Origin of the sequence: Dokdonella immobilis, from assembly GCF_900115085.1 — a bacterium.
GTDB classification, from domain to species: domain Bacteria; phylum Pseudomonadota; class Gammaproteobacteria; order Xanthomonadales; family Rhodanobacteraceae; genus Dokdonella; species Dokdonella immobilis.
This window is the reverse complement of sequence record NZ_FOVF01000029.1, coordinates 1-13,574: the sequence shown is the minus strand read 5'-3', so window position 1 is coordinate 13,574 and position 13,574 is coordinate 1. Positions and strand designations below refer to the sequence as shown.

Below are 13,574 nucleotides of genomic sequence, written 5' to 3'. Positions count from 1 at the left end.
TGGCCCATGCGGCACGTTCGCTTGCGGGCGATCGTCGCCGCCACTCACCTTGAGGAAACTCCCATGCGTTTCATGATGCTGATGATTCCCGGCGGCTATGACCAGGCCGCACCCGGAACGATGCCTGACCCCGAAGCGGTGCGTCGGATGATGGCCTACAACCGCGAGCTGCAGCACGCCGGTGTGCTGCTGGGCTGCGACGGGCTGCATCCGCCGTCGATGGGCGCGCGCATCCACTTTGACGAGGGCCAGGGTCGCGTGGTCGACGGCCCGTTCACCGAGGCCCGCGAGGTGTTGGGTGGCTACTGGATGATCGATGTCGGCTCGCTGGCCGAGGCCATCGAATGGGCGCGTCGATGCCCGGCCGGCGCGAACGAGGTGATCGAGGTGCGCCAGGTGCAGGAGCTCGCGGATTTTCCGCCGGAGGTCCGTGCCGCGGTGACCGATGGCGGCTCGCCTTGCTGATGGGGTGCGTGTCGATCGGCTTGGCATTGTCGGCCAGGGTTCGCGATGCATCGTCGGCGGCGCGCTGGTGCGTCTTGCGCGACGGCGTGGGCGATGCTTTGATCGGTGGCCATGCCAGGCACTAATGACATCCGCCGCCGAATCGAGGCCGTCTGGCGCATTGAAGCGCCCCGGCTGATCGGCAGTCTTGCGCGCTCGCTGCGCGATTTCGGGCTCGCCGAGGAAGTGGCCCAGGACGCGCTGGTGGCGGCGCTGGAGACCTGGCCGCTCAAGGGCGTGCCGGAGCGGCCCGGAGCCTGGTTGTTGACCACGGCTCGCCGTCGCGCCATCGACATCCTGCGCCACGCCACCTTGACCACGCGCAAGCACGAACTGCTGGAGCACGTGATGTCGGATGCCTTGCAGGCCGGGGGCGATCCCACCCACGCCGATGACGAGTTCGGCGACGATCTGCTGCGCCTGATCTTCATCGCCTGCCACCCGGTGCTGTCGACCGATGCGCGCGTGGCCCTGACCCTGCGCGTGCTCGGCGGACTGACTACGCCGGAGATCGCCCGCGCGTTCCTGGTGCCCGAAGCGACCATCGCCCAGCGCATCGTGCGGGCCAAGAAGACGCTGGCGGACAAGCAGGTGCCGTTCGAACTGCCGCCGACGGCGGAATTGGGGCCGCGCCTGGCCTCGGCGCTGGAAGTGGTCTACCTGATCTTCAACGAAGGTTACGCCGCGACCAGCGGCGAGGACTGGATGCGCCCCTTGCTGTGCGCGCAGGCGCTGCGCCTGGGCCGCACGATCATGTCGCTGGCCGCGGCCGAACCCGAAGTGCATGGCCTGATCGCGCTGATGGAGTTGCAGGCCTCGCGCTTCGCCGCACGCGTGGATGGCACTGGCCGGCCGATCCTGCTGGCCGTGCAGGATCGCTCGCGCTGGGATGCGGGCTGCATCCGCCGCGGCCTGGCCGCGCTGGCGCGTGCCGAAGAGTTGGGCGGGGCGGACGGCCCGTATGTGCTGCAGGCGGCCCTGGCCGCCTGTCACGCACGCGCTGAACAGTACGAGGCGACCGACTGGGCGCGCATCGTCGCCTTGTACACCCGGCTGGCCAGCGTGGCCCCTTCGCCGGTGGTTGAGCTCAATCGCGCCGTCGCCGTGGCGATGCGTGACGGGCCGCAGGCCGGCCTCGATGCCCTCGCTACGCTGGCTGATGAGCCGAAGATGGTGGGCTACCATCTGTTGCCGGGCGTGCGCGGTGACCTGCTCGAACGGCTCGGTCGCCTCGACGAGGCGCGTGCCGAGTTCGAGCAGGCGGCCGCCCTTGCCGGCAATGCGCGGGAACGCGAATTCCTGCTTGAACGCGCCGCCGGGCTGCGACGCGGCGATTGATGATGTTCCGGATTCTCCAACCTGAGGAAGCGACTGGGTCATGGCCTATCTGTTGACTGTTCTCGAGCCGCGTGGACAACGCAGCGAACGCACCCCCGAGCAGGGCCGCGAGGCCTACCAGCGCATGCTCGATTTCGGCGCCGGCTTGCACAAACGCGGCCTGCTGGTGGCCAGCGAAGCCTTGCGCTCGGAAAGCGAGGGCTTTCGCCTGAGCATGCGTGACGGCGAGCGCCGCGTCGTCGATGGCCCGTTCACCGAAGCCCGGGAAATGATCGGCGGCTTCTTCCTGATCGACGTGGGCAGCCGGGAGGAGGCACTGGCCATCGCCGCCGAATGCCCGGCCGCGCAGTGGGCGACCATCGAGGTGCGCGAGACGGGTACCTGTTACGAATAGCCTGCGAGGTTCAGGTGACCTGGACTGGGTTCCGGTTGTTGGCCGGGGCAGGAGCAACGTCAAAATGGACCCCTGCCTGCGCAGGGGTGGCGGGGAGGGGATTGTTGTCTTGCCGAGGCTGCGGGTGGTTGATTGAGCGTTGGTTGGTGGTGGGCGTTTCCAGCAATGCAGGCGTCGGGAAGGCGCCAGGAGGGCGCGCACCATCGAACCGTGCCTTTAAGCGGTTCGATTTCCATGGCGCGTGGAGTCAGTCGTTGCCGGGAAGTCAATCGAAACGGGGAAACGAATGGTGGCCGGGGACGGATTGCGCAGGCATGGATGCCGTAGCGAACGCCGAAGGCGGCCCCGAAGGGGTAAGCGCCAGGAAGGCACGCATCATCGAACCGCGCTCTCAAGCGGTTCGATTCCCCCTACGAAGCGGAATACTCGGGCCACACGGAAATCTTCAGTGCATCCAATAGGAATGATGGCCGGGGACGGACTGCGCAGGCATGGATGCCGTAGCGAACGCCGAAGGCGGCCCCGAAGGGGTGATCGCCAGGAAGGCGCGAATCATCGAACCGCGCTCTCAAGCGGTTCGATTCCCCTACGAAGCGGAATACTCGGGCCACACGGAAATTTTCAGTGCATCCAATAGGAATGGTGGCCGGGGACGGAATCGAACCGCCGACACGGGGATTTTCAATCCCCTGAAACACAAACCCGCAAGCCCGCGCCAACGCTTGTGTCCGGCAAGTACATGCGCGAGGACCGTTGTTTAAGCTTGCATCGCAAGGGGATAACGCGCCATCATATCCCCTAACGTCTGGTGAACTTACCGCCGGACACATGCCGGACACAAACCGAGGTCCGGCATCTAGCGAGGGCAGGGCATGGCGAAGATTCGACTCGACGACAAGACCGTGCGAAACCTGGAGGCACCTGGAAAGGGCAATAGGATCGACTACGACGTGCCGAGTGGGCCGCGTGACAAGGACTTTGTGCGCGGCTTCGCTGTCCGTACTACGGCGGCAGGGACGAAAACGTTTCTACTCGTCTACGTCGCAGCGAACGGCCGAGAACGCCGGCAGAAGATCGGCGACTTCGGACCTTTCACTGCGACCACGGCACGCACCGCGGCACGCAAGCTGCGGATGCAGGTCGACAGCGGGGCTGACCCGTTCAAGGATGCCCAGAAAACGCGCGCAGAGGCCACGAGAGAACGCGCGCTGGAAGGCGCGACCTTCGGAGGCATGTTGACCGCCTACGTCGAAGCGCTCAGGCGACAGAAGAAGCCGAGCGCGCAGAAAGTCGAGGCTGAACTACTCCGCACGGTCAAGGCGCCATTCCCGGCGCTATGGCGTGCTCCTGCGGCTGACGTGACAATCGATGACTTGGTGCGCGTCACTAATCGACTCGTTCGGGCTGGCAAGCTGCGGCAAGCCGAGAAAACTAGGAGCTACCTGCGGGCAGCCTTCACGGCAGCAAGCCGGGCGCGTGGAAGCGCATCGACAGCGGATCTATTCGAGGCCTTCGGTCACGTCGAGAACATCGCGCGGGACTTGGGCACGATCGAGCGACCGAAGATTGACGCTCCGGACGAGCAAGGCGAGAAAACCGGCAAGCGTGCGCTGTCCGTCGACGAGCTCGCCGCGTACTGGCGACGCATTCGCGAAATGCCCGGGGCACAGGGCGCAGTCCTGAGGCTCCACCTGTTGACCGGGGCGCAGCGCTGCGAACAACTGGCCCGGCTCGCGGCGCGCGGCATCGATGGGGACGCCAAGACGATGACGCTATGGGACAGCAAGGGACGCCGGCAGGCAGCCCGTCGGCACGTAGTCCCGCTGATTCCGGATGCACTCGCTGCAGTCGACACGATGGCCGGCGGATCGGGCTTTGCGTTCACCCTGGACGGCGGCAAGCATGGCGCTGGCTATCATGCCGTGCGATCCCTGGTCGCGCGAGTTGCTGCGGATATGGTCGACGCGGGCGAGGTTGGCCGGACCTTTACGCCGGGGGAACTGAGGATAACGGTCGAGACGCGGCTACAGGCTGCCGGGGTTTCCGAGGCAGTACGCGCGCACCTACAGAGTCACGGCATGGGCGGGATTCAAAACCGATTCTATGCCATGCATGACTTTGCCGCCGAGAAACGGGCCGCCCTGGAACGCCTGCGCGCCATTCTTGAGCCCGGCGGCAAGGTTGTGCCGCTGCGGAGATCGCGCGCGTGACCAGTGCAGAAGGGGCGCTTGTAGCAGCCGGGGCGACTACCGAGGATGCGCGCGAAGGTTGCGCAGCGCTGGCGCGTGCGTGTGCTGCGATAAGGGGAAAGCAGACACGTCGCAACGCTCTGCCGGGCGACGGTCCCGTGCTCAAGGAAATCGAGAGCGAAAAGCCTTTTCTCGAGTTGAGCGTGGACGCGCGACTAGAGATCGCTGCCGCCGCAGCAACCTTTATGCCCGGTCGATTCGGGGCGCCGTTCACGACGACTCGGGAATGGCTGGTGTCCGATGCGACGCAAGCCCGACTTAACGCGCTGGATCCTGAAACGCTGCAGCTTCTGCGAGACGCCGCAGCCGGCGGCATTGAGGCAAAGCGAACGCATCCGTCCGACGCAATCAGTCAAGCGACGGGCCACACGTATCGCGCAACGAAGCGCGGGCAGCCTATGCGCTTCGCCGAATTCGACTTCGGATGTGCCTGCTACGTCGTGTATTTCGAGGCGACGAAATCGCTTCCCGGCAGAGTGTGGGACCCGATAGCGGGCAGGCCGATCGGCAAGTTTCATGCCTTCATGGTCGCGGCATTTGCCCAGTTCGGTTTCGGCCGGGAGAGCGCCGGATTCGACCGAAGGGTGCGCGACGTCATCGCCTGGATGGCACCAGAAGGCGAACCGTTCAAGTCGGAGTTCGAGCACGTCCATCGTTTCTGGATTGATCCGACGCCAGATTAAAGTCCATTAGATTGCGGCCAATTATGGCTATTGAATAGGAGCCCCATAGCAAATGAGGCTCCTGCGATGCTTTGTGAAGAAAACGACACCCTGACCCCGGCCGAAGCTGCGGAACTCCTGAGAAGGTCCGTCGTCACGCTTGAGCGCTGGCGGCGTGTGCGGATTGGTCCGCCGCACTACAAGATCGCTGGTCGCGTGCTCTACAGCCGGCACGACATTGCGGCATGGCTGCAAACGCAACGGGTGGCAGCATGAGCGCCGTCGACCACCTGGCGCAGGTTCGCCAGCTTCGCGCCCTGGCAGGCAATCAGGACCAACGCATTGTTGACCTGCAATCAGCAATCCGCAGGCTCGATTCCATCGTCACAAACTGGCAGACATTCGGACCCCGACCACGATCCTTGCAGGATGCGGAACTTATCGTCGAGGGATTGAGGCGTTCGATAGCCGATCTTCGTGCGCAGGGAGGGCAGCCGGATGCAGCCTAACCCCCAAACACGACAAAGCCCGGCGGGCACCGGGCGTCGAGTCGAACAACATCATCAATCTGTTCGTGATCGTACCAAACAGACGTCTAGCCGTCCAGCGGACCCGATACCTGCTCTGCTCGCCCGACTCGACCGCGTGCGCCAGTACGGCAACGGCTGGCGTGCGGACTGCCCGGTAGGCCATTCGTCGCGCGGAACGCTGGCGATCCGTGTCGGCGACGACGGCCGCGTGCTGATGCGCTGCCATGCCTGCATCGATGTCCATCCGGTACTCGACGCGCTCGGCATGGAGCTAGCCGACCTGTTCCCGGCACGCATGGAGGCGTCGGCATGGTCGCCACGGGAACGCCGCGAGGCAGTCACGATGGCCGACTGGCGCGCTGCGCTGTCCGTGCTCGGCACTGAGGCAACCGTGATCGAGGTCGCCGCCGCCGCGATCGGTCGAGGCGACATGCTCGACGACGGCGACATTGAGCGCGTCCACCTGGCCGCGCAACGCATCCACGGCGCGCGGGAGGTGCTGGCATGAACGCACTTCCCGAACTTCCACGCAGCATCCGCGAGGTCGACGAGCGCGCCGAGCGTGACTTGCGCCGCATGGAGCAAGCGGCCGACCGCGAGCCACATGATGACGCATGGCGCCCGACAGTAACCCTGCGCAGGGCAGCGGACATCCCATGCGTGCCGATCCGCTGGCTCTGGCCGGGCTGGCTTGCACGGGGGAAGTTGCACCTGCTCGCAGGCGCCCCCGGCGTCGGCAAGTCGACCCTGGGAATGGCGCTGGCAGCCGCGGTGTCGAGCGGCGGACGCTGGCCGAGCGGATCATCGGCGCCGACAGGAAGCGTGCTCATCTGGAGTGGCGAGGACGATCCGGGCGACACGCTGATTCCGCGACTCCGGGCCGCAGGCGCGAACCTGGACCGCGTCTTTTTCGTCGGCGACGTGGCCGACGCGGAAGGCGTCCGATACTTCGACCCTGCGCGCGACGTGCAGGCACTGTCGATCGAGGCCGACCGCATCGGCAACGTGTCCTTGATCGTCGCCGACCCTGTCGTGTCTGCCGTTGCCGGCGACAGCCACAAAAACACAGAGGTCAGACGAGCATTGCAACCGCTGGTCGAACTGGCCGACCGGATCGGCGCGGCCATTCTCGGAATCACGCACTTCAGCAAGGGAAGTCAAGGGCGCGACCCGACCGAGCGGGTTGTCGGATCGATCGCGTTCGGTGCCCTGGCGCGCGTGGTCCTGGTCGCCGCGAAGTCTGCCGAGGGCGAGGATGGTCCGCCGCGCATGCTGGCGAGGGCGAAGTCGAACATCGGCCCGGACGGCGGCGGCTTCGGCTACGACCTGGAGCAGGTCGACATCGGGCAAGGCATGCAGGCATCCATGGTCCGATGGGGCGCGACGCTGGACGGCTCGGCACGCGAACTGCTCGGCGCCGCCGAGGAAGTCATGGGCGACGTCGCCGACGCCATCACATCCGCCGAACAATTCCTTCGGCAGATACTCGCCGACGGTCCGGTGCCGGCGAAACAGGTGAAGTCGGATGCTGGCAATGCAGGAGTGGCTTGGGCATCGGTCCGTCGCGCGAAGACCCGGCTAGGCGTCATCACCCGGAAGGACGGCGGTCACTTCGGCGAGGGTCCGCAGCAATGGCTATGGGAACTGTCGGACGACCCGGAAACGCTGAAGGTGCTCAAAAACCCTGAAGGTGCTCAACAAAAAAACGTGAGCACCTTCAGCAAAGTTGAGCACCTTCAGGCGGAACAGGCCGAATGGGAGGACGACGAATGAATGCCGTCGACTCCCTGCTTGCGGACCTGCAACAACACCATGTCCGCATCGAACGCCGCGGCGATCGTATTCACATGCGCGCGCCCCGTCGTCCGCCGGACGACCTGCGCGCCCGCGTACGGGAACTGAAGCCGGCATTGCTCGCCGTGCTGCCCGATGCGCGCGTCGTGCGAACCGTCGTCAAGTACCGGCTCCGTGGCGGCTGCCCGCGATCGTGGTGCACGGCCATCGGCACACGAACACGCGAGGAAGTCATCGAGGAACTTCATCGCCTGCATGGTCCCACTGTCGAGGTGTTGCCATGACCTGCCGTTGCTCACATTGCGGCCAGCCTATGCCCGTGACCGCACGTGATCCTGTCGCCGATATGCGGGCATGGCTCCGCGAACGGGGTTTCTGGGTCGGTCCGAGCGACACAATCGACGAGGCTGCCGCTGCTGCTGCGCTAGGACGTAGCACTCACACGCTTCGAGGATGGCGAGCCACAGACGGACGATTGCGGTACCGGAAAAGTGGCGGGCGACTCCGATATCAGTTGGCAGACGTTGCTGCATTCGCCGGAGGAGAAAATGATTGACTAATACCGATTGGAACCGTTGTAAACCGTTTGAAACCTTCTGGAATTCGGACGTTTAAGCGTCCAAACTATAATCTCATTCACTCACTGGAAAACCGATGGCATATGACACGGCCGCATTGAAGGCCAGCCGCACTTTTGTTCGATCATTGATCGCTCGTTCCGTTACAAAGGGGAGCGCCGAGGCAACGACGGCGTACGCACATAGCCGCTGGCCGTGGGCTGGCCCGGAATCAATCAGCAAGGGCGCAGTTTCATCACTCACTTCGGACGGCAACAAGTTCGCAGCGGATTTTTTGGGGGCGGTACTGGGGCGAACGGTACTTTCCCGACTCGGGTTTCGGCAGGTTCCGTTCAACGTACGATTGATTAGCCAGACGACCGGCGCACAAGGATATTGGGTTTCGCAGGCGAGTCCCAAACCATTGAGCAAGCCGGCGCTTGTGGGATCGACACTTGCGCCGCTGAAATGCGCGGCGCTCATTTGCCAGACGCAGGAGGCACTCCGCGACACAAGCAATTTGGTCGAAGCGGGCCTTTCGGCTGATCTGGAACGAGCCGTTGCGGCTGCGGTCGATCTCGCATTCCTCGACCCGGCGAACGCTGGCATCGCGGGAGAAACCCCGGCATCAATTACCTATGCCGCGCCGAGCACTCCAGCGACGGGTTTAACCTTCGACGCATTGCGTTCGGACTTGAGCACTTTGCTGAGCATGTACGGCGGCGACATTGAGACCGCTGCCCTAATCATGGCTCCCGTGAGCGCGCTGCAAATCGCCCTGCTTGCCGGCGCGTCGTCTCAGGTCGACTTGAGCGCATCCGGCGGCACGATGTTCGGCCTGCCGGTCGCGACGACTTCCGCGCTTGCACTCGATAGCAACGGCCCGACGATTGCTCTGGTCGACACGCAGGCGATTGCATACGGACTCGAAGACCTGGATATCCAGACGGCTGATCAAACATCCCTGACTATGAGCGACGATCCGGAGTCCGATCCGGGAGAACTGGTCAGCCTTTGGCAAACGAACACGACCGCTTGGATGGCGGAAGCCCTGGCGAATTGGGAAGTTCAGCGCAGCGGCGCCGTGGTCATGTTGACGGGAGTTCACTACGCATGAGCACCCATATCCCAACCGCTGAAGAGCTTGGGCGAATCATCGGCACCATCGTTCGCGAAGCGGTCGAACCAATTACGAAGCGGCTCGATGCGTTCGAGCAATCAATGGAAGGTCGTGGCCTTAAGTTCATGGCCAAATACAACCGCGCCGTACGCTATCAGAAGGGCGACATGACGACGTTCGGCGGCAGCCTTTGGGTGGCGAGCCGAGAGACGACGGACGCACCCGGAGCCGGCTCTGACTGGACAAGGATGCTGACCACCGACAGACGCGGACTTTCAACAGAGGATTGACGATGAATCTTGAAGCCGCAAAGACAGAGTATCCGGAAGCGTTCATGGCAATCGAGCGCCGAATTGCTGAATGGCAGGGGGAGCTTAATGACCCGCCGGTCGTTCGGATGATTGACGCCCAAGTGATTGCGCATGATGGCTACGCCTTGCTGGCAGTAGTCGCTCAAGCCGACTTCGGCGAAGGCTTTGAGTGCATTCAGTTTAGAGCGCCGCTGAATGCCAGCGAGGTCACGCACTGAACGCGCCCGATCTTGACAGCCACGAACTCGACCTTTGGCATCGGCTGAAGGACACGGCAATGCGCGAGGGCTACACGGTGCGGATGGCTCCCAGCGTGACGGGCGAGCACTTCGCCATCCGGCAGTTCGGCAGGACGCTCTACGAGACGCACGACTTGCAGGCGGTCCGAGATTGGTTCGCATGACCTTCGGGGGGGCAAGCCAAAACGCCACCGCAAGACAAAAGGAAATCGATGCCACCCCTCTGTATTGCCGGAATTGGGTAAATCCTTCTAGAAATAGGCGACTTCCATGGCGAAATCATCGACACACCCCGCCCCGAAAGGGCTATCACCCGCAGCGGTCGCATGGTGGAAGCGGTTGCATGGCGAGTTCGACCTAACCGACGAGGCCGCGAAATTCTTGCTTGAATCCGCGTTGCGATCATTCGACCGCATGAGCGAGGCCGCTGCGCTGGTGGCCAGGCATGGAATCGTGGTCTCGGACAAATTCGGCCAATTGAAAAGCAATCCGGCCACAACAGTCGAACGTGACAGTCGGGCAGCCATGCACGCCGCGTTCAAGCAATTGAACCTGGACGTTTTGCCACCGATGAAAGTCGGACGGCCATCAGGGAGGTAGGCAATGGGCACGATTCGATACCGCAAGCGATCAAACGCCGCAGCTATCTCGCCGCTAGCAGTCGACGCCTACAAGGTCGGCGACTGGCTTGCGCTGTACAAGGAACTGCGCCTGCCCCCGTGGTTGTTCGGGCCTGCGCTGCTGAACCTGGACGATGGATGGTTGCGACGCGAGCACATCCGCGACGCACTGCGGGAGGCCGCACAGTGAGCACCATTCGACGCCGCACAAGGCAACGCCTAAACGCGCCTGAATCCCTGGAGGCGATCTGGGACGCAGGGCTACCACCGCCCGAGTGGGCATTCCTTCCCGGCGACCACCGAGAGGAGCTTTCGGAACTCGCCTTTTTCAGTACCGATGCCGGCCCGTATATATTCGCCCAAGACCACCCGCACTATGCGGAATGGATGCAGGCTTTGCACTCTTCCAGGGACCGGCAGGCGTGATCCTGGCCGCGCTGTTGCTCTGGTAGCCGATCAAGGCATGAGACGGCTAGCAGCGATTCTCTGGCCATGGCTCGAAATACTCGTTTCATGGGACCGCCTGGCATTTGCGACCACTGCGGCCGGCAGTGCCAGGGTCTGCACCAGGTAGGTCTGCGCTGCTATCACTGCGGCGTAGGCACTTTCATTCATCGATCGCAGTGGAAGTACACGACCTGTCCAACGTGCGATGGAATCGGATATTGCTGCGAAACGTGCGACAGGAACGGGGTGATCGCATCCCGAATCCCACAAGCAGAGTAGGAAATTTCCTACACGACGACGCGACGATGTGCGGCATCGGATCCGCATCGGTTCGCGCAATCTAGCGTGGCTCGCGATGTCCTGGCGTATGCGCCCTGCAAGGGATGCCCGAGAAGCCGACGTCGCGAGCATCCCCTTCGCCGATTCAGAAAAGTAGCGCGTCGCGGCTCTAACGAACCCGTTCGCAGCGGTCTTCGGCTTCCCTCGCTCCTGTCGTTGCCATTCGCGCAAACTGATAAGCCTTGTCCATCTGGCATTGCTCAATGGAGCTTATTGCCGATTTCGTGGAATGCGAGTCCGACAGCGGCGCAAACTTGCCCTTAACCGTCGGTTTGGCCTGGTGCTTCGGCATTGCCTTGGTCATGAGTTCCATCGTCTTCGGTCCCATTGGTGGTTTGATCTGGAGTTTGGTCTAGAAAAGTTGGCGCGAAATCGCCTTGATTGACTACGCAATGCCAGAGAACATCGCACAGTTTTGCTTCCTGCGGGGTTAGATTGGACACGCGGTGAAAGAGTTCCTTCGCTTCCTTCCTGTCGATGACGAAGCCATGAGCTGGGTACTCGCCCACCAAGCGCTCCAGGGCTCCCGGTTTTAAATTTTTTGTGTACGCGTCAAGACGAGTGCCGTACTCATACGCGATGCGTGTCGCACGCTGCATCTCGCCGAGCCGAATCGGATCAATCTGCGCCAATAATGGAGCAGCTACACCGGCAGCCACGGTGGCGGCAAACTCTGCGCAAATCTTAGTCGAAAGGCCTAGGCTACGGGTACCTACAAGCAATCTGTGGAACGCGTCCTGCGTGTACGATGTAACCGCTTGGAGCGCCTGCATGATGTCCAAGCCAGAACTTTGCTCCTGAAGCTCTGAACCCTTCCGAACTTGTATGTCCAGAGGGCCTAGTTCTCCTAGATCACCAATTCCGAGCTCGTCAGCGGCGATCGCGATCAGAGTGCCAGCACTCTTACAGTAACTCGGCACAGCTAGTCGAACCTTCTTGTAGTGATGCCGCAGACAACGCGCGACACGGTATCCACCGTTCGGATCGCCACCGTCAGTCGTCAAAAATACCGTAACTGCATCCTTCGGAGGACGCTTGCATACAAGAGTGCTCAAATCGCGATGAAGGCCCCGACTGATGCCGGTGCTGATGACAAGGTAGTCGCTATGCGCGTCTGCAGCATGCAGGCCGTCAACCGCCGCCTTGAAATCGTCAGCAAACGTGTCTGGCATCAAGTCACTCCCCAATATTGAGAGTCTTACATAACGGAAAAGCAGAGGAAAGGAGAGGAGGAACAGCGACCCTTTCCGATAGCCGTGCCAGTATTGCCGGACACACGCCGGACACAGAATCTAAGGAAGTTCGCGCTTACGATCTAAGTAGCTGTTTTGATGGTGGCCGGGGACGGAATCGAACCGCCGACACGGGGATTTTCAATCCCCTGCTCTACCAACTGAGCTACCCGGCCCTTGTGCTTGCGTGCCGGGGCGCTGAAGGCCGCGGCGAAGGGGCGCGTATTAGAGCCATTGAGGCTGGATTCGTCAAGTTCAGCGTGCCGGATGGGGCGAAAAGTCGCTGGGTCCCCGCCTGCGCAGGGACGACGATGGGGGGTTGGCGGGCGATTGCGGCTATCGAAACCCGAGATGAATCGCGTGGTTCGGCGCGGTGACGATGGCTTGCCCTGATGCGTCATGCTTGGGGTCTGAGTGATTTCTTGGCATCTGGAGGCCACCGATGAAGATTCTGTTTGCTTTGTTCGCGCTATTGGCGGTGACAGTGGCATCTGCGCAGACCCGTGAGGTGCAGGAGAAGCGGCTCGCCGAGTACCTGCCTTACGCGGGGGAGCCGGTAGATAGGTTCCAGTTCTGGGATCTGATCCGCTATGAGCTGGTCGGCGAGTACAAGGTGATCGTCTGGCCGCGGCTAAACGAGGCGTATCTGATTACGGTGGATAGTCCGTGCAATGACCTGGAATGGGCGCATTCGATCGGGCTGACCTCGTCGGTGCACCAGGTCAACCGGCGCTTCGATTTCGTCGTCGCCGGCCAGGACAAGTGTCGGATCAATGAGATACGGCCGATTGATTACAAGAAGTATCTGGCGGATCGGAAGGAGTCGAAGGATTCCGGAAAGAACTGAGGGGGGGAAGCATTCGCCCCCGCGGGGCTCACCCACCCTCATCCGCCCTGCGGGCACCTGAACTCGCGCCATCCATGGCGCTCGCCCTGCGGGCAGCATTCGCTGCGCAAAACGGCAGTCCTGCCGTTTGGTCTCCCGCCGGCCGGAGAAGGGAGCGGATGGCGAGAAGCATCGCGGCTGAGGCAAACACCGAAACGGTAACGCGTGCACCGTCAACGAAACACGCGCCGCGAGTTCGTCCTGCTTTCTGTAGGAGAGGCCTTCAGGCCCGATGCTTTTGGTTGGGATGACGAAGGGCATCGCGGCTGAAGCCGCTTCCTACAACGAAGCGGCAACGCGGAATCGGTCATCGAAGCCTGCGCCACGAATCGCCGGCGTTTCGTAGGAGGAG

General features: G+C 62.7%; 18 protein-coding genes and 1 tRNA gene. 17 read left to right on the top strand and 2 right to left on the bottom strand.

Going from position 1 to position 13,574, the window contains the following annotated elements:
• The first annotated feature begins 72 nt into the window (after positions 1–72).
• The 16 genes from BM125_RS15900 (at position 73) to BM125_RS15825 (ending at position 10,508) form a co-directional block, all read left to right on the top strand.
• Entirely contained in the window at positions 73–465 is a 393-nt protein-coding gene (locus BM125_RS15900) for a YciI family protein (RefSeq protein ID WP_217647896.1), read from the top strand.
• A gap of 111 nt (positions 466–576) precedes the next feature.
• A complete protein-coding gene (locus tag BM125_RS15895; protein WP_092409765.1) occupies positions 577–1,842 on the top strand; it encodes an RNA polymerase sigma factor in 1,266 nt (421 codons plus the stop codon).
• Between the two features lie 40 nt (positions 1,843–1,882).
• A complete protein-coding gene (locus BM125_RS15890) occupies positions 1,883–2,236 on the top strand; it encodes a YciI family protein (protein ID WP_092409763.1) in 354 nt (117 codons plus the stop codon).
• Positions 2,237–3,108: 872 nt separating this feature from the next.
• On the top strand, positions 3,109–4,446 hold the full coding sequence (locus BM125_RS15880; RefSeq protein WP_092409761.1) for an integrase arm-type DNA-binding domain-containing protein: 1,338 nt from the start codon (positions 3,109–3,111) through the stop codon (positions 4,444–4,446).
• On the top strand, positions 4,443–5,168 hold the full coding sequence (locus BM125_RS19955; protein WP_139225067.1) for a hypothetical protein: 726 nt from the start codon (positions 4,443–4,445) through the stop codon (positions 5,166–5,168). The genes BM125_RS15880 and BM125_RS19955 overlap by 4 nt, the downstream gene beginning before the upstream one ends.
• A 66-nt stretch (positions 5,169–5,234) precedes the next feature.
• Positions 5,235–5,423, top strand: coding sequence for a helix-turn-helix domain-containing protein (locus tag BM125_RS15870; RefSeq protein WP_092409757.1), 189 nt, complete (start codon positions 5,235–5,237; stop codon positions 5,421–5,423).
• Complete coding sequence (locus BM125_RS15865) at positions 5,420–5,656, top strand: hypothetical protein (RefSeq protein ID WP_092409755.1); 237 nt, start codon at positions 5,420–5,422, stop codon at positions 5,654–5,656. Before BM125_RS15870 ends, BM125_RS15865 begins: the two co-directional genes overlap by 4 nt.
• Before the next feature lie 136 nt (positions 5,657–5,792).
• On the top strand, positions 5,793–6,185 hold the full coding sequence (locus BM125_RS15860; RefSeq protein WP_092409753.1) for a hypothetical protein: 393 nt from the start codon (positions 5,793–5,795) through the stop codon (positions 6,183–6,185).
• Positions 6,182–7,450 carry an AAA family ATPase gene (locus tag BM125_RS15855; protein ID WP_217647895.1) on the top strand — a complete coding sequence of 423 codons (1,269 nt, stop codon included), beginning with the start codon at positions 6,182–6,184 and terminating at the stop codon, positions 7,448–7,450. The genes BM125_RS15860 and BM125_RS15855 overlap by 4 nt, the downstream gene beginning before the upstream one ends.
• Positions 7,447–7,755 (top strand): hypothetical protein, encoded by a 309-nt coding sequence (locus BM125_RS15850; protein ID WP_092409751.1) that lies wholly within the window; start codon positions 7,447–7,449, stop codon positions 7,753–7,755. Before BM125_RS15855 ends, BM125_RS15850 begins: the two co-directional genes overlap by 4 nt.
• Positions 7,756–8,125: 370 nt before the next feature.
• On the top strand, positions 8,126–9,145 hold the full coding sequence (locus BM125_RS15845) for a phage major capsid protein (RefSeq protein ID WP_092409749.1): 1,020 nt from the start codon (positions 8,126–8,128) through the stop codon (positions 9,143–9,145).
• The gene (locus BM125_RS15840; RefSeq protein ID WP_092409747.1) at positions 9,142–9,438 is read left to right on the top strand and encodes a hypothetical protein; all 297 of its coding nucleotides are present in this window, start codon (positions 9,142–9,144) and stop codon (positions 9,436–9,438) included. Before BM125_RS15845 ends, BM125_RS15840 begins: the two co-directional genes overlap by 4 nt.
• Before the next feature lie 2 nt (positions 9,439–9,440).
• Entirely contained in the window at positions 9,441–9,677 is a 237-nt protein-coding gene (locus tag BM125_RS15835) for a hypothetical protein (RefSeq protein WP_092409745.1), read from the top strand.
• A gap of 59 nt (positions 9,678–9,736) precedes the next feature.
• Entirely contained in the window at positions 9,737–9,862 is a 126-nt protein-coding gene (locus tag BM125_RS20850; RefSeq protein WP_281243963.1) for a hypothetical protein, read from the top strand.
• Between the two features lie 106 nt (positions 9,863–9,968).
• Positions 9,969–10,298: a P27 family phage terminase small subunit gene (locus tag BM125_RS15830; protein ID WP_139225066.1), complete on the top strand. Its 330-nt coding sequence runs from the start codon at positions 9,969–9,971 to the stop codon at positions 10,296–10,298.
• 3 nt (positions 10,299–10,301) lie between these two features.
• On the top strand, positions 10,302–10,508 hold the full coding sequence (locus tag BM125_RS15825) for a hypothetical protein (RefSeq protein WP_092409741.1): 207 nt from the start codon (positions 10,302–10,304) through the stop codon (positions 10,506–10,508).
• Between the two features lie 856 nt (positions 10,509–11,364).
• Here BM125_RS15825 and BM125_RS15815 read toward each other — a convergent pair.
• Both BM125_RS15815 and BM125_RS15810 read right to left on the bottom strand, forming a co-directional pair.
• On the bottom strand, positions 11,365–12,276 hold the full coding sequence (locus BM125_RS15815; protein WP_092409738.1) for an SDH family Clp fold serine proteinase: 912 nt from the start codon (positions 12,274–12,276) through the stop codon (positions 11,365–11,367).
• A 160-nt stretch (positions 12,277–12,436) separates the two neighbouring features.
• Positions 12,437–12,512, bottom strand: a tRNA-Phe gene (locus tag BM125_RS15810).
• Positions 12,513–12,778: 266 nt separating this feature from the next.
• Between BM125_RS15810 and BM125_RS15805 the strand changes: the two genes are divergently transcribed.
• Complete coding sequence (locus tag BM125_RS15805) at positions 12,779–13,183, top strand: DUF6491 family protein (RefSeq protein WP_092409736.1); 405 nt, start codon at positions 12,779–12,781, stop codon at positions 13,181–13,183.
• The last annotated feature ends 391 nt before the right edge of the window (positions 13,184–13,574 follow it).